Annotated in this window: 15 protein-coding genes and 2 pseudogenes; 5 read left to right on the top strand and 12 right to left on the bottom strand. The window is 72.4% G+C overall.

Going from position 1 to position 21,944, the window contains the following annotated elements; genetic code table 11:
• Positions 1–44 precede the first annotated feature (44 nt).
• A complete protein-coding gene (locus NMN56_RS10190; RefSeq protein WP_274038859.1) occupies positions 45–1,391 on the top strand; it encodes a serine/threonine-protein kinase in 1,347 nt (448 codons plus the stop codon).
• Between the two features lie 131 nt (positions 1,392–1,522).
• On the opposite strand, the gene NMN56_RS10185 is transcribed toward NMN56_RS10190, so the two are convergent.
• The 9 genes and pseudogenes from NMN56_RS10185 to NMN56_RS10145 form a co-directional block, all read right to left on the bottom strand.
• A complete protein-coding gene (locus tag NMN56_RS10185; RefSeq protein ID WP_274038858.1) occupies positions 1,523–2,365 on the bottom strand; it encodes a TrmH family RNA methyltransferase in 843 nt (280 codons plus the stop codon).
• 43 nt (positions 2,366–2,408) lie between these two features.
• Complete coding sequence (gene cobA / locus NMN56_RS10180; protein ID WP_274038857.1) at positions 2,409–3,719, bottom strand: uroporphyrinogen-III C-methyltransferase; 1,311 nt, start codon at positions 3,717–3,719, stop codon at positions 2,409–2,411.
• Between the two features lie 416 nt (positions 3,720–4,135).
• Entirely contained in the window at positions 4,136–8,308 is a 4,173-nt protein-coding gene (gene cobT, locus NMN56_RS10175) for a nicotinate-nucleotide--dimethylbenzimidazole phosphoribosyltransferase (RefSeq protein WP_274038856.1), read from the bottom strand.
• A 255-nt stretch (positions 8,309–8,563) separates the two neighbouring features.
• Complete coding sequence (cbiE, locus tag NMN56_RS10170; protein WP_274038855.1) at positions 8,564–9,793, bottom strand: precorrin-6y C5,15-methyltransferase (decarboxylating) subunit CbiE; 1,230 nt, start codon at positions 9,791–9,793, stop codon at positions 8,564–8,566.
• A 162-nt stretch (positions 9,794–9,955) separates the two neighbouring features.
• Entirely contained in the window at positions 9,956–10,630 is a 675-nt protein-coding gene (locus tag NMN56_RS10165; RefSeq protein WP_274038854.1) for a GNAT family N-acetyltransferase, read from the bottom strand.
• A 132-nt stretch (positions 10,631–10,762) separates the two neighbouring features.
• Positions 10,763–11,536 (bottom strand): MetQ/NlpA family ABC transporter substrate-binding protein, encoded by a 774-nt coding sequence (locus NMN56_RS10160; RefSeq protein WP_274039353.1) that lies wholly within the window; start codon positions 11,534–11,536, stop codon positions 10,763–10,765.
• Between the two features lie 99 nt (positions 11,537–11,635).
• Positions 11,636–12,295: pseudogene (locus NMN56_RS10155) on the bottom strand (methionine ABC transporter permease); the annotation flags it as partial.
• Entirely contained in the window at positions 12,292–13,383 is a 1,092-nt protein-coding gene (locus tag NMN56_RS10150; protein WP_274038853.1) for a methionine ABC transporter ATP-binding protein, read from the bottom strand. The pseudogene NMN56_RS10155 and the gene NMN56_RS10150, both read right to left, overlap by 4 nt.
• A gap of 486 nt (positions 13,384–13,869) precedes the next feature.
• Complete coding sequence (locus NMN56_RS10145) at positions 13,870–14,523, bottom strand: HAD-IA family hydrolase (RefSeq protein WP_274038852.1); 654 nt, start codon at positions 14,521–14,523, stop codon at positions 13,870–13,872.
• Between the two features lie 71 nt (positions 14,524–14,594).
• On the opposite strand from NMN56_RS10145, the gene NMN56_RS10140 reads away from it, so the two are divergent.
• Both NMN56_RS10140 and NMN56_RS10135 read left to right on the top strand, forming a co-directional pair.
• Positions 14,595–14,966, top strand: a complete 372-nt coding sequence (locus NMN56_RS10140; RefSeq protein ID WP_274038851.1) for a hypothetical protein — start codon at positions 14,595–14,597, stop codon at positions 14,964–14,966.
• Positions 14,967–14,970: 4 nt separating this feature from the next.
• Positions 14,971–15,402, top strand: coding sequence for a hypothetical protein (locus NMN56_RS10135; protein WP_274039352.1), 432 nt, complete (start codon positions 14,971–14,973; stop codon positions 15,400–15,402).
• Positions 15,403–15,570: 168 nt separating this feature from the next.
• On the opposite strand, the gene NMN56_RS10130 is transcribed toward NMN56_RS10135, so the two are convergent.
• The 3 genes and pseudogenes from NMN56_RS10130 to NMN56_RS10120 form a co-directional block, all read right to left on the bottom strand.
• Entirely contained in the window at positions 15,571–16,146 is a 576-nt protein-coding gene (locus NMN56_RS10130) for a GNAT family N-acetyltransferase (RefSeq protein ID WP_274039351.1), read from the bottom strand.
• A gap of 144 nt (positions 16,147–16,290) precedes the next feature.
• Positions 16,291–16,800 (bottom strand): annotated as a pseudogene (locus NMN56_RS10125) (RNA polymerase sigma factor); the annotation flags it as partial.
• A 142-nt stretch (positions 16,801–16,942) separates the two neighbouring features.
• A complete protein-coding gene (locus NMN56_RS10120) occupies positions 16,943–18,121 on the bottom strand; it encodes a glycerophosphodiester phosphodiesterase (RefSeq protein WP_274038850.1) in 1,179 nt (392 codons plus the stop codon).
• A gap of 244 nt (positions 18,122–18,365) precedes the next feature.
• On the opposite strand from NMN56_RS10120, the gene NMN56_RS10115 reads away from it, so the two are divergent.
• Both NMN56_RS10115 and ngcE read left to right on the top strand, forming a co-directional pair.
• Entirely contained in the window at positions 18,366–19,076 is a 711-nt protein-coding gene (locus NMN56_RS10115; RefSeq protein ID WP_280842603.1) for a lysophospholipid acyltransferase family protein, read from the top strand.
• Between the two features lie 168 nt (positions 19,077–19,244).
• Positions 19,245–21,905 (top strand): N-acetylglucosamine/diacetylchitobiose ABC transporter substrate-binding protein, encoded by a 2,661-nt coding sequence (ngcE, locus tag NMN56_RS10110; protein WP_274038848.1) that lies wholly within the window; start codon positions 19,245–19,247, stop codon positions 21,903–21,905.
• Positions 21,906–21,944 lie beyond the last annotated feature (39 nt).

The following is a 21,944-nucleotide window of genomic DNA, read 5'->3' as shown; positions in this document are numbered from 1 at the left end:
GGGGTGGGGCCTCCCCACCGGACACCGGAGGTAGGGGAACGGACATGGCGATGATGCGGCTCCGACGCGAGGACCCGCGAGTCGTCGGCTCGTTCAGGCTCCACCGGCGCCTGGGCGCCGGCGGGATGGGCGTGGTCTATCTCGGCTCGGACAGGCGCGGACAGCGCGTGGCGCTCAAGGTGATCAGGCCGGAACTGGCCGAGGACCAGGAGTTCCGTTCGCGCTTCGCCCGCGAGGTGTCGGCCGCGCGGCGTATCCGGGGCGGTTGCACGGCACGCCTGGTGGCGGCCGATCTCGACGCGGACAAGCCCTGGTTCGCGACGCAGTACGTGCCGGGCCCCTCGCTGCACGACAAGGTCAACGACGGCGGTCCGCTGCCGCCCTCGCAGGTCGCCTCGATCGGTGCCGCGCTGGCCGAGGGCCTGGTCGCCGTGCACGAGGCGGGGGTGGTGCACCGGGACCTGAAGCCCTCGAACATCCTGCTCTCGCCCAAGGGCCCCCGCATCATCGACTTCGGCATCGCGTGGGCGACGGGTGCCAGCACTCTCACGCACGTCGGTACCGCCGTCGGTTCCCCCGGGTTCCTCGCGCCGGAACAGGTGCGGGGCGCGGCGGTGACGCCGGCGACGGACGTGTTCGCGCTGGGCGCGACGCTGGCGTACGCGGCGACGGCCGACTCACCTTTTGGGCAGGGCAGTTCGGAGGTGATGCTCTACCGCGTGGTGCACGAGGAGCCCCATCTGAGCGGTGTGCACGCGGCACTGGCCCCCCTCGTACGGGCCTGCCTCGTCAAGTCCCCCGAGGACAGACCGAGCACGCTGCAACTCTCGTTGCGGCTCAAGGAGATCGCCGCACGCGAGGCACGCGGGCTGCACGACGGCGGCGAGACGGCGCAGAACGGCGGGGCACGCGCGCCAGGAGGCCACCCGGGCACCCGCCAGGGCGCGGGCTCCCGGCAGGGCCCCCCGGTGCCGACGGGGCGGCGCGCTCGCGAGTACGCGCAGCAGCGCACGCAGCGCGACAGCAGGAGCAGTCAGCGGGAGAGCACGACGAGTTCGGCACGCGCCTCGACGCCGCGCACACCTCGCGAGGGCTACAGCGAGGGGCGTACGGGATCGCGCGGGGCCGCGCCGCAGCCCCGTACCGGCGGCGGCGCGCGGACGAACGGCGGCCCACCGGGGAAGCGGCCCGCAGGACGCGGCCCCGCGGGACGCAGTCCGGCCGAGCGCAGGCGGCGCATGATGCGGCAGCGCCTCATCGTCTTTGTGACCGTGACCTTGCTGGTCGCGCTCGGGATCGCGGCGGCGCAGGGCTGCCAGGGGCCGAGCCGGGGCCTGGGCGGTCTCACGGGAAAAGCGACGCCCTCGTCCCAGAACGCTGACGGGCTGTAGGCACGCGCAGGAAGACCGCGCGCACCGATGGAGCCGCCCGCTCCATCTGGCACGCCGGCGGACCGCAGGCGCTGACGCACCGCGGGCAGCGCGTACTTGGGGGTCTGGCGCCCGTACTTGGGGGCGGGGCCTCAGCGGGTGACGGCGTAGAAGCCGACCGCGGCTGCGGCGCCGACGTTCAGGGAGTCGACGCCGTGGGCCATGGGGATACGGACCCATTCGTCGGCGGCCATGAGCGCGCGTGTGGAGAGCCCTTCGCCCTCGGCGCCGAGCATCAGCGCGACGCGTTCCGAACCGCCCTGGGTGGCCTCGTCGATGGGGACGGCCTTCTCGTCGGGGGTCAGCGCGAGCAGCTGGAAGCCCGCGTCGCGTACCGACTCCAGTCCGCGCGGCCAGGTGTCGAGCCGCGCGTAGGGGACGGCGAAGACGGCGCCCATGGAGACCTTCACGGAGCGGCGGTAGAGAGGGTCGGCGCAGTCGGGAGAGAGGAGCACAGCGTCCATGCCGAGTGCGGCTGCGCTGCGGAAGATGGCACCTATGTTGGTGTGGTCGTTCACCGACTCCATGATCACGACTCGGCGTGCCGTGGTGAGGAGTTCGCCCGGCTCCGGGAGCGGCTTGCGCTGCATGGAGGCGAGCGCGCCCCGGTGCACGTGGTAGCCGGTGACGCGTTCGGCCAGTTCCGGGCTGACGGCGTAGACGGGCGCGGGTACCTCGTCGATGACATCCCGCATCACATCGACCCACTTCGCCGAGAGCAGCATCGAGCGCATCTCGTAACCCGCGTGCCGGGCGCGGCGGATGACCTTCTCACCCTCCGCGATGAACAGGCCCTCGGCGGGCTCGCGCCTTCGCCGCAGCTCGACGTCCGTCAGCCCCGTGTAGTCGCTCAGGCGGGGGTCGTCGGGGTCGTCGACGGTGATGAGCCGTCCGGCGGATCCGGGAGGCGCTCCCGGGGAGGATGCTGTAGCCACAGGCTCGATACTGCCTTGTCGTCCTCGAAGTGCCAATGCGTTGCTACTGCCGCGTATCCGCTGCGGGTGCCGCGTCGGGTCCGGCAGCAGGTCCTGCGGGGGCGGCTGCGGGGCCGGCACCGGGGCCGGCAGCGGGGCCGACGGTGACCACGTCGCCGACGACGATGACCGCCGGCGGCCGTACGCCTTGCTCGCGGGCACGCTCCCCGGCCGTCGCGAGGGTGGCGTCGACGCGGCGCTCGGTGGCCATCGTGCCCTCCTGGATCATCGCGACGGGGGTGTCGGCCGGTCTGCCGTGCGCGAGAAGAGCCTCGGCGATGGCCCCGATGTTCTCGACGGCCATCAGCATCACGAGGGTGCCCCGCAGCCGCGCGAGCGCGGACCAGTCCACCAGGGACCTGGCGTCCCCGGGCGGCACATGGCCGCTGACCACCGTGAACTCATGCGCCACGCCACGGTGCGTGACGGGGATACCGACGGCGGCCGGCACGCTGACCGAGCTGGAGATGCCAGGTACGACGGTGACCTCGATGCCCTCGGCCGCGAGTTGCTGGGCCTCCTCCATGCCCCGGCCGAAGACGAACGGGTCGCCGCCCTTGAGCCGTACGACGGACCTGCCCGCCTTCGCGTGCTCGACGAGGGCCTGGTTGATGGCCTCCTGCGCCATGGCACGGCCGTACGGGATCTTCGCGGCGTCGATCACCTCGACATGCGGCGGGAGTTCGTCGAGCAGGTCCCTCGGCCCGAGCCTGTCCGCGACCACGACATCGGCCTCAGCGAGGAGGCGGCGCCCCCTCACCGTGATCAGATCGGGATCGCCGGGACCGCCGCCGACGAGCGCCACACCGGGCGTACGGGGCCGGCCGCGCGGGGCCGAGAGCGTGCCGTCGCCCAGGCCCGCGACGATGGCGTCCCTGACGGCCGCCAGCGCGCGTGGGTCCCTGCGAGGGCCTCCGCCACCCGAGAGCACGGCGACGGTGACACCCTCGCTGCGGCCGGTGGCCGGGGTCCAGGCGGTCGCAGCCTCCGCGTCGTCGCTGCGTACGCACCACACGCGGCGGGCCTCCGCCTCGGCTGTGACGGCGGCGTTGACGGCGGGCTCGTCGGTGGCCGCGATCGCGTACCAGGCGGCTTCGAGGTCACCCTCCTGGTACGCCCTGCGCTCCCACGTGAACTCGCCCGCCTCTGCCATCGCCTCGACGGCCGGGGTCGTCACGGGCGCGACCAGCACGACATCCGCACCGGCCGCGAGCAGCGCGGGCAGCCGGCGCTGGGCGACGGTGCCACCGCCGACCACAACGACGCGGCGTCCGGCGAGGCGGAGTCCTACGGGGTAGGCGGGGGTCTCGGGCATCTGGGACGGCATCCTTGTCGCGAGGGCCCGCCTGCGGCGGGGGGGCGGAGTGTCGGCCCAGCGTAGAACGTTGGCGCGGGCCCCCGGCGACCGGGCACCTGTCCGGCTCGGGGCCGGGGCCGGGCCGGAAGCCGTCGGGGGGCGCGGTGCCTCTCGTCCAACCGGCGCCGTGTGCCTTGTCGGGTCAGGGTGAGCGCGGGGTGTGCCTGTCCGTGCTTCGCGGGCTGCCGTGCCCTGTGGCTTGGCGTGTCCGCGCGGCGGAGCCGCATAGGTCACCGCCCCGCGCCCCTGACGGGTGGTGTCCCTGAGGCGGGGTGCCCCTGGCGCGGGCTGGCCTTGACGCGGGGCCGCGCGGGCCGAGGGCCCGGCGTACGGCCAGCGGCGGGAAGAGGGGCGCGCCTCTTCCCGCCGCGTGGTCAGCTCTTCTCGGTGACGCCTGCCGCGTCGAACGTCGCTACCTCGTGCATCGCGCGGGCCGCGCTCTGGACCATGGGAAGGGCCAGCAGGGCGCCCGTTCCCTCGCCGAGGCGGAGTTCGAGGTCCACGAGGGGGCGGAGGCCGAGCTTGGTGAGTGCCGCGACGTGGCCGGGCTCGGCGCTGCGGTGCCCCGCGATGCAGGCGGCGAGGGCCTCGGGGGCCATCGAGCGGGCGACGAGGGCGGCGGCCCCCGCGCTGACACCGTCCAGGATGACGGGCGTACGGAGCGAGGCGCCGCCGAGGATCAGGCCGACCATGGCGGCGTGTTCGAGGCCACCGAAGGCGGAGAGCAGGCCGATGGGGTCGGCCGGATCCGGTGAGTGGAGATCGAGCGCGCGGCGTACGACCTCGACCTTGCGGGCGTGCGTCTCGTCGTTGATGCCGGTTCCCCTGCCCGTGACCTCGGCTGGGTCGACACCTGTACAGGCCGAGACGAGGGCGGCCGAGGCCGTGGTGTTGGCGATGCCCATCTCTCCGGTGAGCAGCGCCTTGTTGCCCGCCGAGACCAGGTCGCGTGCCGTCTCGATACCGACCTCGATCGCGCGCTCGACCTCCTCGCGGGTGAGCGCGGGCCCCACCGTCATGTCGGCCGTGCCGGCGCGCACCTTGCGCGGCAACAGGCCGGGGGTGGACGGGAGTTCACCGGCGACGCCGACGTCGATGACGCAGACCTCGGCACCGACCTGGTTGGCGAAGGCGTTGCAGACCGCGCCGCCGCCCAGGAAGTTGGCGACCATCTGGGCCGTCACCTCCTGCGGCCAGGGCGTGACGCCCTGCGCGTGCACGCCGTGGTCACCGGCGAAGACGGCGACGGCCGCGGGCTCGGGGATGGGCGGCGGGCACTTGCGCGAGAGGCCGCACAGCTGCGCGGAGATGATCTCCAGCATGCCGAGCGCGCCCGACGGCTTGGTCATCCGCTTCTGCCGCTCCCACGCCTCGCCGAGCGCCTTGGCGTCCAGCGGACGGATCGCGTCGAGGGTCTCGCGCAGCAGGTTGTGCGGCTCGGAGCCGGGCAGCGCGCGGCGGCCGTAGGACTCGTCGTGCACCACCCAGGAGAGGGGACGGCGCTTGGACCAGCCCGCCTGGATCAGCTCCGGCTCGGGCGGGAACTCGTCGACGTAGCCGACACACAGGTACGCGACGACCTCCAGGTGCTCGGGGAGTTCGAGCGTACGGACCATCTCGCGCTCGTCGAAGAAGCTGACCCAGCCGACCCCGAGGCCCTCGGCACGGGCCGCGAGCCAGAGGTTTTCGACGGCGAGGGCGGACGAATAGGGCGCCATCTGCGGCTGTGTGTGACGGCCGAGGGTGTGCCGGCCGCCGCGCGTGGGGTCGGCCGTGACGACGATGTTCACAGGAGTGTCGAGAATGGCCTCGATCTTCATCTCCTTGAACTGCTTCGCGCGGCCCTTCGGGAGCGACTTGGCGTACGCGTCGCGCTGGCGCTCGGCCAGCTCGTGCATGGTGCGCCGTGTCTCCTCCGAACGGATGACCACGAAGTCCCAGGGCTGCGAGTGGCCGACGCTGGGCGCGGTGTGGGCCGCTTCGAGAACGCGCAGGAGCACCTCGTGCGGGATGGGGTCCGACCGGAAACCGTTACGGATGTCGCGGCGTTCCCGCATCAGCCGGTGCACGGCCTCGCGCTCCGCCTCCGCGAAGCCGGGGGCCGGTTCACCGAGGGGAAGGGCAGGGGCGTCCTCGGGCTCCGTCTCGGATTCGGGCTCCGCCTCGGTCTCGGACTGGTCTGTCCGCGCCTCTGCCCCTCCCCCGACCTCGGCCGCGCCCTCGGCGATCTCGCCCGTACCGGGCGTCGCCTCCGTACCGGTCTCCGTTGCGGTTGCGGTTCCGCCGTCCGTTTCCGTCTCTGTCACGGGGTGCGTCTGGGCCTCGTTCCCGTTGTTCCCGGTCTTCCCGTTCTGGGTCTCGGAGTTGGTCTCCGTGTTCGTACGCGTATTCGTGGCCGCTTCCGCTGCTGCCTGCTCAGGGGGGGCGGGAGTTCCCTGCGCCTCGGGGCGCTGGGTCCCGGGCGTCGCGGTGGGTGCCCCGCTCCACGGTTCGCCCTGTGCGGGCGCCTCGGGTGCCGCTTCGGCCTCCGGGGGCCGGGTGGCGGGCTCCTGCGGCGTGGCCGGTGCGTCTGCCTGTGCCTGGGGCGGCGCACTCGCCTCCGCGGTTCCGGCGGTCGCGTTCGTCCCCCCGGCATCCGGTGAGGCGGGCGCCTCGGGCGCGGAGGCACCCTCGTCGTTTATGGGGGGAGCCGCGTTGGGCGGAGCCGCATTGGGGGGAACGGCGTTGGCGGGCGCGGCGGCGCGGGGCGCTGTGGAATCGGTGGCCTGCGCGGGGACGGTGGGCAGCCCCTCAGGCTGCGCCTCCTGACGGGGCCCCGGAACGGTCTCGCCACCGGAGGACGCCTCCGGTGCGACGGCCTCTCCTGACGAGGAGACCTCGATGGGGCCGTTCCGTACGGGCTCCCCGGGCTGCTCCCGCTGCTCCGGCTGCCCGGCCTGCTCCGCCGCCGGCGTACCGGTGGCCTCGGCGGGCGTCCCGGCGGCCCCGGTCGGTGCCTCGGTGGCCGTCTCGGCGAGCGCGGCCTCGGAGGTCTGCGCCTCGACAGGGGTTCCGGAGGCGGGAGTTCCGGTCACCGGCGGCTGCGCCGCAGAGGGACCGTCGGTGGGGTGCTCGTTCGTGGGGTGCCCGTCCGCAGGGGTGGGAGCGACCGTTTCTGCTGGGGTGCCGGGTTGAGGCTGCGCCGTCCACTCCTCGCGCTGCGGCGGGAGTTCACCGAGTTGCGGGCCCGGCAGCGGCTCGGCGTCGGGGGGCGCGATGTCCAGGTACTCGGGGCCTGTGGCGTGCTGGTCCTGCGGCGGCGCGGGCGCCACCTGCGACGGGGCGTACTGCTGCGCCGAAGCCTCGGCCTCGGCGGACTCGGGCGCACCGGGCTGCCCGCCCTCATGCGCGCTCATGTCCTGACGCGCCGCGTCCTGCTGCTCGGCGGGCGCCGCCTCGGGCTGAGGAGCCGGGGGCTGCTGCGCCTCGGGCTCCGGCACCTGGGGCTGCTCGGCATCGGACTGCGCGGCGGGCTGTTGCGGTGCCGGGGACGCGGGGGCCTGCTGCTCGGGCTGACCCTCCGGGGCCTGGCCCTGAGCCTGGGCCGGGGTCTCCTGGGGCTGAGGTGCCGCCTGGGGCTCGGGGGCCGCAGGCGCGTGTGTGGCCTGTTGGGTGGCCGTGGCCGGCTGCGCCGTGCCCGGCTGTGCGGGCGCGGCGGGCTGTGCCTGCGCGGGGGCTGCCGCACCGTTGAGGCCGTTGGCCTGCGCGGTGGCCGCGCCGCGGTCGGAGAGCGGGCGTACGGCGCCGGACTGCTCGGGGACGGGCGGGCCCAGGTGCAGCGGACGGCGCGTTCCGTTGCTGGGCGTGCTCTGGGCCGACGTCGGTGCCGCGACCGGCGGTTGGGGCGTACGGACGGCGCTGAAGTCGATGGAACCCGAGTCGCGGCCCTCCGTCTCGTGCGCTCCGGGAACCGAGACGGGCACGGGGTCCGACTGCGGTACGGCTGCCTGGTCCTGCGGCTGCTGTGAGGGGTGGGGCTGCGGCTGTCCGTCCGGCTGCGCGGGAGCGCCGTTCTGCGCGTACGCGGCGTCCCGCGCGAACTGCCCTTCCTGGACCGGCTGCTGGCCCTGGGCTTCGGGCGCCACCGTTCCCTGCTGCGCGTGCGCCGGAAGGGGCGTGCCCGGCTGCGGGTCCAGTGGGTTGTGCTGAGCCTGGGGGTTGTGCTGGGCCTGCTGCTCCTGCGGCATCTGCTGTCCGTGGTGTGCGGGCTGCTGCTGGACGTGGGTGGGCTGCTGGTTCGCCGGGGTGCCCTGGGCCGGCGTGTGCGGGTGCTGCGGCGCGGGCTGTTGGGGGTGCGCCTGCTGGTTCTCGCTCCAGGCGCCCTGGGTGCCCGGCATCAGCAGATCCTCTTCCTCGTTCACAGTGACCTCGGGGGCTGGACTGCCGAGGGCGTCGGCCGGGTCCGCGAAGGTGTAGGTGCCGGAGACCGGGACGCCCGGTTGCGCTTCCGGCTGCCCGCCTGCGTTCTCCGGCAGCCCCTCTCCCGGGACCTGGCCGGTGTCACTCATGCGTTCCCCTCGCCCATCGCTAGTGCTCCTTCCAACCCGGCGGACGACCGCCGCGCCCCGTAGATGAAGAACGAGCACGCACTCGGTGCGGCACGTGCCTCCGCCCACACCATTCGGACAATGACGGACGAAGCGTCAACCCCGAACGGTGGCACAACAGTCCATCAGCCTACCCGGCACAGAGTGCCCCGCTGGCCATGGGTGGGAGAGAAACCGCACTTCGTCGGGGTTCGTCACGCGGCGAATCACAGTGATTCAGATACGGACACCGGACAGCAGGAACACAACCGCGCGTTCAGTTTCCGCCCAGCTACCGGTGTCCAGCTCCACCGACTGGAGTAGCGCACACTCCACCGCGTATCCGCCTTCGGTGAGCGCCCTTCCGATCGCTTCCGCCTCGTCCCTGGTGGCGGCGTGCGTGACGAGGCGCGTGGGGCGTCGTTCCGCGACGGCGGTGACCGTGGCCACTCCCCCGCCCCCGACGCGTACGACGTCGGGCTCGGGCAGATCCTCCAGTACGTGCGGGGCCGCGCCGTGCACGGTCTCCAGTTGGACCCCGAAGCGCCGGGCCGCCGCATGGGTGCGGGCGCACGCGTCAGCGTCGCTGTCCACGGCGATCACCGCGGCGCCGAAGCGTGCCGCCTCGACCGAAAGCGCTCCGTTCCCCGCGCCGATGTCCCACACCAGGTCGCCCACGCGTGGCCCGAGCCTGGCCAGTTGGGCGGCGCGCAGTTGCGGGGACTCGCTCGCCCTGCCGGGTGCCGCCTGGCCCGCGTACTCGGCGATGGGCAGCGCCCAGCCGCGTACGGCCGGCGGGTAGCCGACGTCGTGGCCCGCGATCCATCCGCTGCCCTGGGTGGTGCCCGTCTCGGCTCCGGCGCCCGTACCGCCGACGACGATGACGACGCTGGGGTCGCGCCAGGTGTGGTCGGCGACCTTGTCGGAGGTGAGGACGGTGACCTCTTCGCGGTCGGTGCCGAGTGCCTCGCAGATGACGAAGGTGCGGTGGATTCCCGTGAGCAGCAGGGCGAGTTCGGCGGGCCCGGCGCCGGGCGAGGTGAGGACGGCGACCTTCTTGTGCGCGCGGCACACGTTCACGGCGCGGCGCAGGGTGCGGGTGTGGGCGACCACGAGCTGTGCGTCGTCCCAGGGCATCCCGGCACGCGCGAAGGCGGCGGCGACGGAGGAGACAGCGGGCACCACCTCGACCTCCAGGCCGTGTTCGGGCGCGCGCAGGGTCCTTACGACGCCGAAGAAGCCGGGGTCGCCGTCGGCGAGCACGACGGCCGAGCCGCGGTGACGTGCGATCCGGCGGGCCGCGAGGGTGGCACTGCCGAGGCGGATGCGCTCGGCGTGCTCCGGCACCTCGGGAAGCGCGAGGTGGTGCGCGGCTCCGGCGACGAGGGTGGCGGCTCCGAGTGCGGAGCGGGCGGCCTCCGTCAGCGGCGAACCGTCCCACCCGATCACGGTGACGCGGTCGGCCATGGGTGCGTGTCTCCTGGCTGGTCTGGGCTCATCGCAGGTCGGGGCTCCCTGAGAGTACCCCTGTTCCGGAGCTGTCGGCCGCCCCTCACCCCAGGCGTGCGGCCGGTCACCTGGTGTTGCCGGAGCGGACGCCGCGGGGGCGCGGTCGTCGGACGCCCCGGGTCAGACGCCCTGGGGCCAGTCGGGATAGGGCGCGTAGCCGCCGGCCTCGGCCATCTGCTCGAAGGAGACGTCGAGATCCTCGGGGAGCAGGCTCCAGACGATGAGGTCGGTGCGGATCTCGGCCCAGCCTCCGCCCGACTCGGGGCGGGGCGTTCCCCAGTCCTCCGTGCGGGTCCTGGCTATCCACGCGTTGCGCAGTACGCCCTCGCTGATGCAGCCGAGCTTCTGGGCGACCTGCTGCGCCGCCGTGTTGTCCGCCGCCGTGCGCAGTTCCAGGCGCTCGAACTTGTGGTCCTGGAAGAGCCATTGGGCCAGCGCGAGCACGGCTTCGGAGGCGTATCCCTCGCCGCGGGCCCAGGAGGCGGTGGCGTAGGTGACCTCGGAGGAGAGCATGCGCCAGTCCGTGCCGTCCAGTTCGACGAGGCCGACGAGGCGCTGGGTGAGGAACTCGGTGACGGCGAGCACGATGCCGCGTCCCGTCGTGCGCCGTGCGGGGGCCTGCCGGAGGCAGAACTCCCTGGCCTCAGCGCGGGTGTAGGGCATGGGCCGACTCATCCAGGCGCTGATCTGGTCGTCCGCCATCATCTCGGTGAGGGCCGGGACGTCCGCTTCCTCGAACGGGCGCAGCACGAGCCGGTCCGTGCTGATCGAGATGTCCGGGAAGGTCGATGTCATGCGCCGCTCCATACACGTCGGGGTGCACAGCATGCAGCATCGGCACCGTGATGTGCAGCGCCGGGGCCCTCTGGGGAGGGGGCCCCGGCGCTGGTAAGAGACTTGTCGATACGGGGACTCAACCCGTCCGACTCACGATCCCACAGGTCCGAATGCCGGGGCGATGCCCCCCTTGTACTTGTTCTCGATGAAGTGCTTGACCTCGTCGGAGTTGAGGAGCTTGGCGAGCTTCTTGATCCGGGGGTCGTCCTGGTTTCCGTCCTTCACCGCGAGGAAGTTGGCGTAGGGATTTCCCTTGACCTTCTCGGCGGCGAGGGCGTCCTTGGAGGGGTTGAGGCCGGTGTCGACGGCGTAGTTGCCGTTGATGACGGCCGCGTCCACGTCGTCGAGGGCACGCGGTACGGAGGCTGCCTCCAGCTCCTTGAAGTTGAGGCCCTTGTCGTCGGTGACGTCGCCGAGGGTGGCCTCGGCGCCGGCGCCGGACTTCAGCTCGATGACGCCGTTGTCGGCCAGCAGGTGGAGGGCGCGGCCCTCGTTGGTGCTGTCGTTGGGTACCGCGACGGTCTTGCCCGCTGTGAGGTCCTTGAGGTCGCCCGCCTTCTTGGAGTAGAGGGCGAGCGGCTCCAGCTCGACGTTGACGACGGGCTCGATGTGGGTGTTCTTCTTCTCGTTGAAGTCGTCGAGGTACGGCTTGTGCTGGAAGAAGTTGGCGTCGACCTCGCCGCTCTCGGTCGCGGTGTTGGGCACGACGTAGTCGTTGAACTTGCGGATGTCGAGCTTGAGCCCCTCCTTCTTGGCGAGGTTCTTCTCGACGTACTCCAGGATCTCCGCGTGCGGGGTCGGGGAGGCGGCGACCTTGAGGGTCTGTTTGTCGTCGCCGCCCGTGCCGAGGCCGTAGCCGATCAGCGCGAGGGGGACGACGACCGCCGCTGTGACGGCGACCGTACGGCCCCGGCCCAGGCGCGCGAGCCGCCCCGAAGCGCCCGCTGCGCCACCGGCGGCACCGCCTCTGTGCGCTGCCACGCCACGGACGACGGCGTCCCCGACGAGCTGCACGGCGGTGACGATGACGATCAGCGCGACCACGGTGGCGATCATGACGCTGGTCTCGAAGCGCTGGTAGCCGTACTGCACGGCGACGGAGCCCAGTCCGCCGCCGCCGACGGTTCCCGCCATCGCCGAGTACCCGATGAGCACGATGACGGTCGTGGTCAGGCCCGCGACCAGGGAGGGCAGTGCCTGCGGCAGCAGTGCCTTGAAGACGACGGTGGGGGTGCCGCCGCCCATGGCCTGCACGGCCTCGACCAGCCCCTTGTCGACCTCGCGCACGGCCGACTCGACGAGCCGCGCGAAGAACGGGATGGCGCCGATGGCCAGCGGCACGATGGCCGCCGTCGGACCGATGAAGCTGCCGACCAGGAAGCGGGTGAAGGGGATCAGCGCGATCAGCAGAATGATGAAGGGCAGCGACCTGCCGATGTTCACGATCGCGCCGACGACCTTGTTGACGGGCGCGTTCCCGAGCAGGCCGCCCCTGTCCGTGAGGACGAGCAGCACCCCGAGCGGAAGCCCGATGAGGACCGCGATGAGGGTGGACCAGCCGACCATGTAGAGGGTGTCGAGGAAGCCCTGCGAGAGCAGCGGCTGTATTTCGGACCAGCTCACTTGGCACCCTCCTCGACGCGCACGTCCTCGGGCCCGCGCCGACCGCCGTCATCGGGGACGGGAAGGCCGGGCGATCCGGCGACGGCGGCGACATCCACGGTCAGGCCCTGCTCGCGCAGGAACCCGATGGGCACGACGTTGTCCTCGAAGCTGCCGGGCAGCTCGATGCGCATCCGGCCGACCTGCTTGCCCGCGACGGTGTCCATGGCGGCGCCGAGGATGGAGATGTCGACGTTGTAGGTGCGCGACAGCTTGGAGATCACCGGCTCGGTCGTGGTCTCACCGTGGAAGGTGACGTCGACGACCGTACGGCCGGGCGCCGAGGGCACTCCGCCGACGGGGAACAGCTCGCGGGCCAGCTCGGAGCCGGGAGTGGCGAGCAGTCCGGGAACGGTGCCCGACTCGGTGAAGCGGCCGTTCTTCATGAGCGCGGCCGAGTCGCAGACGGCCTTGACGACCTCCATCTCGTGCGTGATCAGCAGCACGGTCAGGCCGAGCTGCTTGTTGAGGTCCCGCAGGAGCTGGAGCACGGAGCGGGTGGTCTCGGGGTCGAGCGCCGAGGTGGCCTCGTCGGAGAGCAGCACCTTCGGGTCGCCGGCGAGCGCGCGTGCGATGCCGACGCGCTGCTTCTGACCGCCGGAGAGCTGCGCGGGGTGGGTGTTCGCCTTGTCGGCGAGGCCGACGAGGTCGAGCAGTTCCCTGGCCTTACGGGTGCGCTCCTGGCCGGAGTGGCCGAGGATCTCCAGCGGCAGTTCGACGTTGCCGAGCACGGTGCGCGAGGAGAGCAGGTTGAAGTGCTGGAAGACCATGCCGATACGGCCGCGCGCCGCGCGCAGCTCGCGTCCGGCACGCTTGTCGTTCCCCTTGCCCGCGAGGGCCGTGAGGTCCTGTCCGTCGACGGTGACGGTGCCGGATGTGGGGCGTTCGAGGAGGTTGACGCAGCGGATGAGTGAGGACTTCCCGGCGCCGCTCTGGCCGACGACGCCGAAGACCTCGCCCTCGCGGACGTGCAGGTTGACGCCGTCGAGGGCGGTGACCTCGCGGTCACGGGTGCGGTAGACCTTCGTCAGGTCCTGTGTCGTAATCACAGTGTTTCCGTTGTTGGTGGGTGTGTGTGGACTGCCGTATGCCCAGGCCGGGCGCGCGGACAGCGCGCAGCTCGGGGCGGTCCGTTCCGTGGCGTGCTGCAGCTCTCCGAGGTGCCGCGCCGTCGCGGCAGCGCCGGGCCGCATGCCGTGGTGGCGGTGCGGGGGCTGCGTCGTGCGACGTTCGCTCTCCGTCTCCGCGGAGGCGCGGTTCCGGGACTCGCTTCGGGGCGCGAGTCGCCTCGGTCAGCTCAGGCGGGGGCCCTCAGCGGGCACACATTCGCCGCGTGGAGCGCGGCCAGTCGCACATACAACGAGCACCGGGCGTCAGTTTCGCCTCGGTCGCAAGGGTGCGGCAGCTCGTCGTGTTCATGGTGCCCAGTAAAGCAGAAGGCGCGCGAAGACCGGAGAGAACTGTCCGCATGACGGACACCGCCGTGGACTGAAGCGGTGGCCCGCCGGCGGCCGGCCCCTGCGCGCACCCCGGCCTCAGGCTCCGGCGGTGACCGCCACTCCATCCCCTGTGACCTGCGCGGACACGGCCGCGAGGTTCTCTACGACGGCGTCGGCGCGCAGCTCGTCGGCGCTGTGGGTTGTGGCCAACCCCACGGTCCACATACCGGCCCTGCGGCCCGACTCCAGGCCGGCGGGTGCGTCCTCGAAGACCACGCAGCGTGCCGGGTCGGCGCCCAGTTTGGAGGCGGCGAGCAGATACGGCTCGGGGTCGGGCTTACCGCGCGTGATGTCGTCGGCCGCGATCACCAGGGGTGCCTCGATACCGACCCGGCGCAGCCTGGCGTCGGCCAGTTCGCGGGTCGCCGAGGTGACGACGGCCCAGCTCCCCTCGGGCAGCGAGGCCAGCAGCGCGGCGGTGCCCGGCAGCTGGACGACGCCGCCCTGCGCCACGTCCTCGATCTCCAGGCGCTCGATACGGTGCAGCGCCTCGGCCACCCGCTCGGCGGGAACCAGGTCACGCACGATCTCGGCTGCCGGGCGGCCGTGCAGCCCGACGGCGGCGAAGTCCTCCGCGCTGATCCCGTACTCGCGGGCCCAGGTGGTCCAGCAGCGGATCACGGACTCCATGGAGGAGAGCAGGGTGCCGTCGTTGTCGAACAGCAGGGTCACGGGGGCGTCGATCTTCATGGGGCCCGAGCGTACGTGGGGTGACGGGGGCGCACGTGGGCGGGCGTACGCGCTCTCTTAGACTCCTGTCCATGCTCACCCCGCTCACCGTCACGCTCGCCGTGGCCGCGCTCGCGCTGGCCGCGTGGTGCGGCTGGGCGGCGTTCCGCGACCAGCCGACCAAGGACTGGCACTTCATCGGCATGGCCGTGGTGACGGTGCTCGCGCTGGTACAGCTCGTGGTGGGGATCGTGCGGCTGGCGCACGGCGAGACGGCCGCCGACGGCTCGGTGATCTTCGTCTCGTACCTCGCCGGAGTTGTGGCGTGTGTACCGGTGGTCGGGCTGATCTCACTGACGGAACGCACCAAGTGGGGCTCGCTGACGGTCGTCGCGGGCGCCCTGGTGCTGGCGGTGCTGCAGGTGCGGCTCCATGACATCTGGGGAGGCGGCACCGGTGCGTGACGCGATGGCGGCCAAGAGCGGCGGCAGCGGCGGCGGAATCAGCAGCGGACCCGGCAAGCTGCTGGTCACGCTGTACGGGATCTTCACCGTGGGCGCGGCCTCGCGTTCGCTCGTACAGCTCACCACGCGCTTCGACGAAGCGCCGCTCGCCTATGTGCTGTCGGCCGTCGCCGCGCTCGTCTACGCGTTCATCACCGTCGCGCTGGTCAAGGGCGGTGAAGGAGCCCGCAAGGCCGCACTCGCGTGCTGCGCCGTCGAACTGCTCGGCGTGCTCACGGTAGGAACGTGGACGCTGGTCGAGCCCTCGGCCTTCCCCGATGCCACGGTCTGGTCGGACTACGGGATGGGGTACCTCTTCATCCCCGTCATCCTCCCGGTGACGGGCCTGCTGTGGCTCCGCCGCACCCGCGCGGCCACCAGCACGGCCCTCGCGTAGCCCGGCGAGTCCCGGAGGGGCGCGGGACCGTGCCCTATATACGGCTCCGGCGCGCGGGCGCTCCAAGCCATGGGGGCGCCTCCCTGTTCGAGGAGCCAGGGGGAACTCGCAGCCCGCACAGCGCAGACAGGGGCGCCCCGTCCCCGGGGCGCCCCACAGTCGTTCGCCTCACTTGCTCCGCTGCGGTTCGGGCACGGACGAAGGCGCAGCCGCCGACACAGCCGCGGGCTCCCGCTCGGCCGAGGGCATGGCAACGCTCGTCGCGTAGGCCCCCACGTCCTTGGCCATGGCGACAAGCGTGACCTGACGGTCGCGTTCGGTCCCCACCGGCGCGTACCCGGACCTGCGGTACAACCGCAGGTTCCCCTCGCTGCGGTTCCCGGTGACGAGCCGGTACCGCTTGGCGCCGAACTCCGTTGCCAGGCGGGCCTCTACGGCGGTGAGCAGACGGCCGCCGAGGCCATGGCCCTGGAGGCGGGGGTGGACGCAGAGCCTGCCGATCGCGGCCGTGCCGTCCTCGTCGACCGAGCCGCGCACGGAGCCGACGATCTCCTCACCGAGCCGGGCCACCACGACGCAGCCGCGCGTCAGTTGGGCCCGGAAGTCGTCGAGGGTCTGGACGAGCGGGTCGATGCGGTAGTCGCCGTACAGCTCGGCCTCGCTCTGGAAGCAGAGGTACTGGAGTTTCAGTATCTGTTCGGCGTCGTGCTCGTTCGCCGCAGAGATGGTCACGCTCATGCCCATGCGCGCATGCCTCCCCAAATCGTGTGCGCGGGCGCGCGGGTCTGAGGGTGTCGCGCCCGTGCTGTCTGCCCTGGTGACGCCGGTTGCCTCTGGCACCATTCCCCGGAGTTCAGGGGGTGCAACCTCCGCCCTGAGCATTCTGCGCAGGCATTCCAGACATCGGGAACGGAGGGGACCCACGCTGCCCTGTGAGATACCCAACTCCCGTGCGATTTCCGGGTAGGTGAGGTCCTCTCCGGCGAGGAGGGCCCGCAGTACGGAGGGGCAGCGGCTGGGCAGCAGCGCGACGGCGACCGCGAGGTCGCGGCGGCGCTCGTCGGCCAGCAACGGTGCTTCGGTCTCGGAGGCGGTGTCGCCCCTGCCGTCCGCCGCCGTCACCGTCACCCGGCGCTGCCGCGGCACGTGCGGGGGCCCTATCGGCACCTCGCGCCGCTGCCTCCTGCGCGCGGGCCGCACCTCGGTACGTACGGCGGCGCGCAGCCACGCCGCGGGACGCGCGGGAGGGCCGTGCCGCCGTACGTGCTCGAACCAGCGCAGCCACACGCCCTGCCGCAGGTCGGCGGCCTCGGTACCCGGGTGCGCCGCCGCCTCCGCCGCGCACTCGGCGTCCAGCAGCGCGAGCAGGCGGGGGCCCAGGGTGGCGTGTGAGGTCATGTGGCGCTGCACGCGCGCCGCCCGCACCGTGGTTGCGGCACGGGCGGCGCTTCACCCGTTGGCGTAGATGCCGTACGGCCCGCTCACCCGGGCTTCCCGCTCACGCCGTACCTCGTCCCGTTCGCGCCGTACCTCTTCCCGCTCACTTCTTGGCGCGGAAGTCCTCGGCCGCGAGGAGCGCGGTGTCGCAGTTGTCGGAGAAGATCCCGTCGATACCGGTCTCGAAGTACCGCCGGAAGGCGCCGAAGGCGTCCCCGTACGCGTTGGGGTCGCTGCCCTTGCGGAAGTCGACGGGCAGGAAGGAGTTCTCGTTGCGCATCGTGTAGGGGTGCAGGACCAGCTTCTGCGCGTGCGCGTCCCGTACCAGGGTGGTGGCCTCGCCGAGGGTGCCGTCGGGCTTGCGGGGGATGACGAGGTCGAGGGTGGGCCCGATGCCCCGTGCGAAGCGCGCGATCCACTTCAGCCCGTCCGGCTTGACGAGGTCGGCGACGGTACGCGGGTCGCCCGCCTCCACGAAGTCCCAGGGCCGCGAGGCGAGTCCGGACAGCAGCACGACGCCGGGGCAGTCGAGCAGTTCGGCCAGCTTCTGGATGCTGGAGGGCTCGAAGGACTGCACGAAGTTCGGTGAGCCGGCCCTGTGCCGTCCGTATCTGCGCAGGAGGCGGGCGAGCGGCTTCTCCAGACCGAGGCCCAGCTTGCGGAAGTAGGTGGGGTGCTTGGTCTCGATGTGCAGCCAGACGCGGCGCCCGCGCCGTTTGCCCTGCTCCTCGGCCCAGTCGAGGACCTCCTCGAAGGTGGGTACGTCCCAGCGGCCGTCGTAGAGGGTGTTGTGCTGGCGCTGCTTGGGGATGCGCTCCTTGGCGCGCAGCGTCTTCAGCTCCTTGAGCGTGAAGTCCTCGGTGAACCATCCCGTCAGTTCGGCGCCGTCGACCTTCTTGGTGGTCTTGCGGCCGGCGAACTCGGGGTGCTCGGAGACGTCGGTGGTCGCGGTGATGTCGTTCTCGTGACGGCAGACCAGGTGGCCGTCCTTGGTGGGGACGAGGTCCTGTTCGATGACGTCGGCACCCATGTCGAGCGCGAGCTGGTAGGAGCCGAGGGTGTGCTCGGGGCGGTATCCGCTGGTGCCTCGGTGCGCGACGACGGCGGGTACGGGCAACCGTCCGTGGTCAGGGCTGCCGCGGTCCTTCCCTGCCGCCGCCTGTGCGGGGCCCGCCGCGTGTGCCGTACCGGCGGGGCCCAGTGCGACGGCGCCGGTGGCCGCAGCGCCGAGCACCGCCGCCCCGAGCAGGGTTCTCCGTCCGGGCTGCTGCTCCTGACCCATGCGCTCTCCTTCAACTCCGTGGCGCCGGTGTCCGGCACCTGCCAAACGACTGCTTGATCGTAGGTCCGGCTGTTCGACAAGTGGGAGACATAAGTCGGAACACAGGGGAAACACGCGACCGGTGGAGGGCAGGCACGGAGCAATACGGGGGGAATCCGCGTCAACTCGTCGTAACGGTGCAATGAACCCGGTGTGCAACTCACCAGTAGCGGCGAGTATCGTCCTCATCTGCGCACCCGTGCGCATGACCGATACCGACTGGGCGGAGGGTCCGTTGTCCCGTTTCCGGCTGATCAAGGCAGTGCTCGGCCCGCTTCTTCGCGTGCTGTTCAGGCCGCAGATCGAAGGGGCTGAGCGCATCCCGGGCTCAGGGCCTGTGATCCTGGCGGGAAATCACCTCACGTTCATCGACTCGATGATCCTGCCGCTGGTCATCCGGCGCCAGGCGTTCTTCCTCGGCAAGGACGAGTACGTCACGGGCAAGAGCCTCAAGGGCCGCCTGATGGCCTGGTTCTTCACCGGGGTCGGCATGATCCCCGTCGACCGTGACGGCGGGCGCGGTGGAGTGGCCGCGCTGATGACAGGGAACCGCGTGCTGGAAGAGGGCAGGGTCTTCGCCATCTACCCCGAGGGCACCCGCTCCCCCGACGGCCGCCTCTACCGGGGCCGTACCGGCATCGCGCGGCTGGCGCTGATGACGGGCGCACCGGTCGTGCCGTTCGCGATGATCGGCACCGACGAGGTGCAGCCAGGCGGCAAGGGCCTGCCGAAGATCGGCGGCGGGCGCCGTATCACCGTCCGCTTCGGTGAGCCGCTGGACTTCTCCCGCTACGAGGGCATGGACCGCGACCGCTATGTGCTGCGGGCCGTGACCGACGAGGTCATGAGCGACGTGATGCGCCTTTCCGGCCAGGAGTACGTGGACATCTACGCCACGAAGGCGAAGGCGGCGTAAGCGCACACCGCGCGACCGCGTAGCCGGCCCCTCCCCCGCCCCGTCCTCCCGTACGGTCCGTCGCTCTGCCCGCCCCGGGCCCGCCCCGACTGCCCCCGCCCGGCGCGCTGTTGGGTGATACTGACGCCTGCGCCATGATCCGTGGCGGGGCTCAGGGGGAGGTTTCGGGTGAGGTCGCTGACCACGGGCGATCCGGAGCGGCTTGGTCCGTACCGGCTTGTGGGAGTGCTCGGCGGTGGCGGGATGGGCCGGGTCTATCTCGCACGTTCAGCGGGGGGCCGTACGGTCGCGGTCAAGACGGCGCGGCCCGAGCTCGCCGACGACCCGCACTTCCGCAGGCGCTTCGCGCGCGAGGTGGCAGCGGCCAGGCTGGTCGGCGGTCCGTTTGTCGCCCCCGTCGTGGACGCCGAACCGGACGGCGACCCTCCGTGGATGGCCACCGCTTATGTGCCCGGCATCTCGCTGACCGACGCGGTCACCGATCATGGCCCGCTGCCCGCCGATACGGTCCGCCTGCTGGCCGCCGGGCTCGCACGCGCCCTCACCGCGCTGCACGCGCGCGGCCTGGTGCACCGCGACCTCAAGTCCTCCAATGTGCTGCTGGCAGCCGACGGGCCCCGCGTCATCGACTTCGGCATCGCGCACTCCGCCGCGCACAGCGCGCTCACCCACACCGGTATGGCCCTGGGAACACCGGGCTACATGGCGCCCGAACAGGTCAGTTCGGACGGCCCGCCCGTCTCGGGCGCCACCGACGTGTTCGCGCTCGGCGGCGTGGTGGTCCACGCGCTCACCGGCCGGGGCCCGTACGGCTCGGCCGACCCGCAGGTCCTGATGTACCGCACGGTCCACGAGGAGCCAAGGGTGGACCATCTGCCGCCCGGGCTGCGGGAGTTGGCGCGGGAGTGCCTGGCCAGGGACCCGGAGTCACGGCCCTCGCTCACGCGCATCGAGGACCGCCACGGCCCCGCAGGACCGTACACGGGCTGGCTCCCCGTACCGGTCACGCGGGCGCTGCTGACGCTGGCGTCGGACATCCTGGAGAGCGACGGAGGAACGAACGACCCGCCTGCGCCCATGCCCGGGCCCGGACATGGCGGGGACCAGGACGGGAGAGAGCGGCCGGGGGCGGGCTCGGGCTCCGGTCCGGATGCGGGCTCGGACTCGGGCTCGGACTCGGGCCCGGGCCCGGATGCGTACGCGGATTCCAACTCCGGCTCGGTCGTACAGCGCGAGGCCGAGGTGTTCACCGCCGAGGCCACACCGGAAGCACCCGCCGCCGAGGCCCCGCCACCAGCCGCGTCCGCTCCCCCGGCGCCCACTCGCCCCATCGCCCCGGCAGCAACGACGGCTCCGGCGCCCGCCCCCGCTCCGGCCGCCCCCGCGAGTCGGTCCGCCCCTCCCGGAGGCGCGGCGCCGCGCCGTGGTCTCTCGCGGCGACGGGCGCTGGCCGGGCTCTCGGCGCTGGGTGCGACGGGGGCGGGCGGCGGGGTGTACTGGGCGCTGCGTCCGGGTGCGGGCGGCGGCGGGGCGAAGGGCGTACGGAAGGGGCCGGCCAACCCGCTCGGGGTACGGAGCGGCGCGGGCGTGTCCGCCGTTCTCTTCAACGGGGCCGTCTCCGCGTCGTACGTGGACAAGGCCGGCGGCTCGTACGAGAAGGCGTTCGGCGCCGGCCTGGTGAAGACACGACAGGTGACTGCCGTCCAGAAGGAGGTGCAGCCGCGTCTGACCTCCGGCGATCCGCCGGATCTGGTCAACAACTCGGGCGCCCGGCCTCTGGACACGCTCGCACTCGCGGGGGACGGCCAACTCGCGGACCTGACGCCCCTGTTGGAGGCGCCTTCCCTCGACGACCCGTCCAAGACCGTGCGGGAGACGCTGCGTCCGGGTGCGGTGGAGGCCGGCGTGCTGGGCCGCAGGGGCGTGCATGTGCTCTCGTACGCGCAGACGGTGTACGGGCTGTGGTACGTACCCGAACTGCTGGAGGAGCACGGCTGGGAGTATCCGCGTACCTGGGACGACATGCTCGCGCTGTGCTCCGAGGCGAAGAAGGAGGGCATCGACGGCTGGATCTTCGCCGGCCGGTTCCCGCAGTACCTCACCTTCTGCGTGCTCCCGGCGATCGGCCAGGTCGGCGGCAGGAAGGCGCTGGAGGCCATCGACAACCTGGAGGGCGGCGCATGGCGGCACGACGCGGTGCGTGAGGTGTTCGAGGCGTACCACCAGTTGGGGGCGCTCGGTCTCGTCGCGAGGCGCAGCTCCGGCTACGACCACATCGACTCACAGCGGGTATGGGCGCGGCGCGAAGCCGTGTTCATCCCCAACGGCACCTGGCTGGAGCAGGAGGCCAGGCCCTTCGCCGAGGAGAAGAAGCTCTCCCCCGCTGTGGGCGCTGGACCGGCGATCACCTCGTCCGACGCGATGCCGTACGGGACGCTGTGGGCAGGGCCCAGCGAGCCGTTCCTCGTGCCGGCGGAAGCGGGAAATCCGGAAGGCGGCATGGAACTGCTGCGGCGGATGCTCAGCGGGACAGCGGCGCGCGACTTCACGCGCTCGGCGTCCTCGCTGTCCAGCCTGCGCAACGCCGAGCGCCCGGCGGACCTGCCGCGGGGCCTGGCGTCGGCGCACGAGGCATACGAGGCGGCGGGCCGGAACCTGGTCAACCCCCGGCTGGGCGACTGGTATCCGGACCTGGTGCGGGACGAGGTGGGGCCCGCGCTGCGCGACCTGGTCCTGGGCGAGGCGGCTCCCGCCAAGACCGTCGCCCGGATCCAGAAGGCCGCGGATGCAGCGGCCAGAGAGGCGCCCACACCGAGGCGCCGGCACTGAAAGGCCCGTAGCGCCGCGGGGGTTCGGGGGTAACGCGCC

The sequence above is a fragment of the Streptomyces iconiensis genome, assembly GCF_028657195.3.
GTDB lineage: Bacteria > Actinomycetota > Actinomycetes > Streptomycetales > Streptomycetaceae > Streptomyces > Streptomyces iconiensis.
Note: the sequence above shows the minus strand (reverse complement) of the source record. Positions and strands in the feature narration are given on the sequence as shown.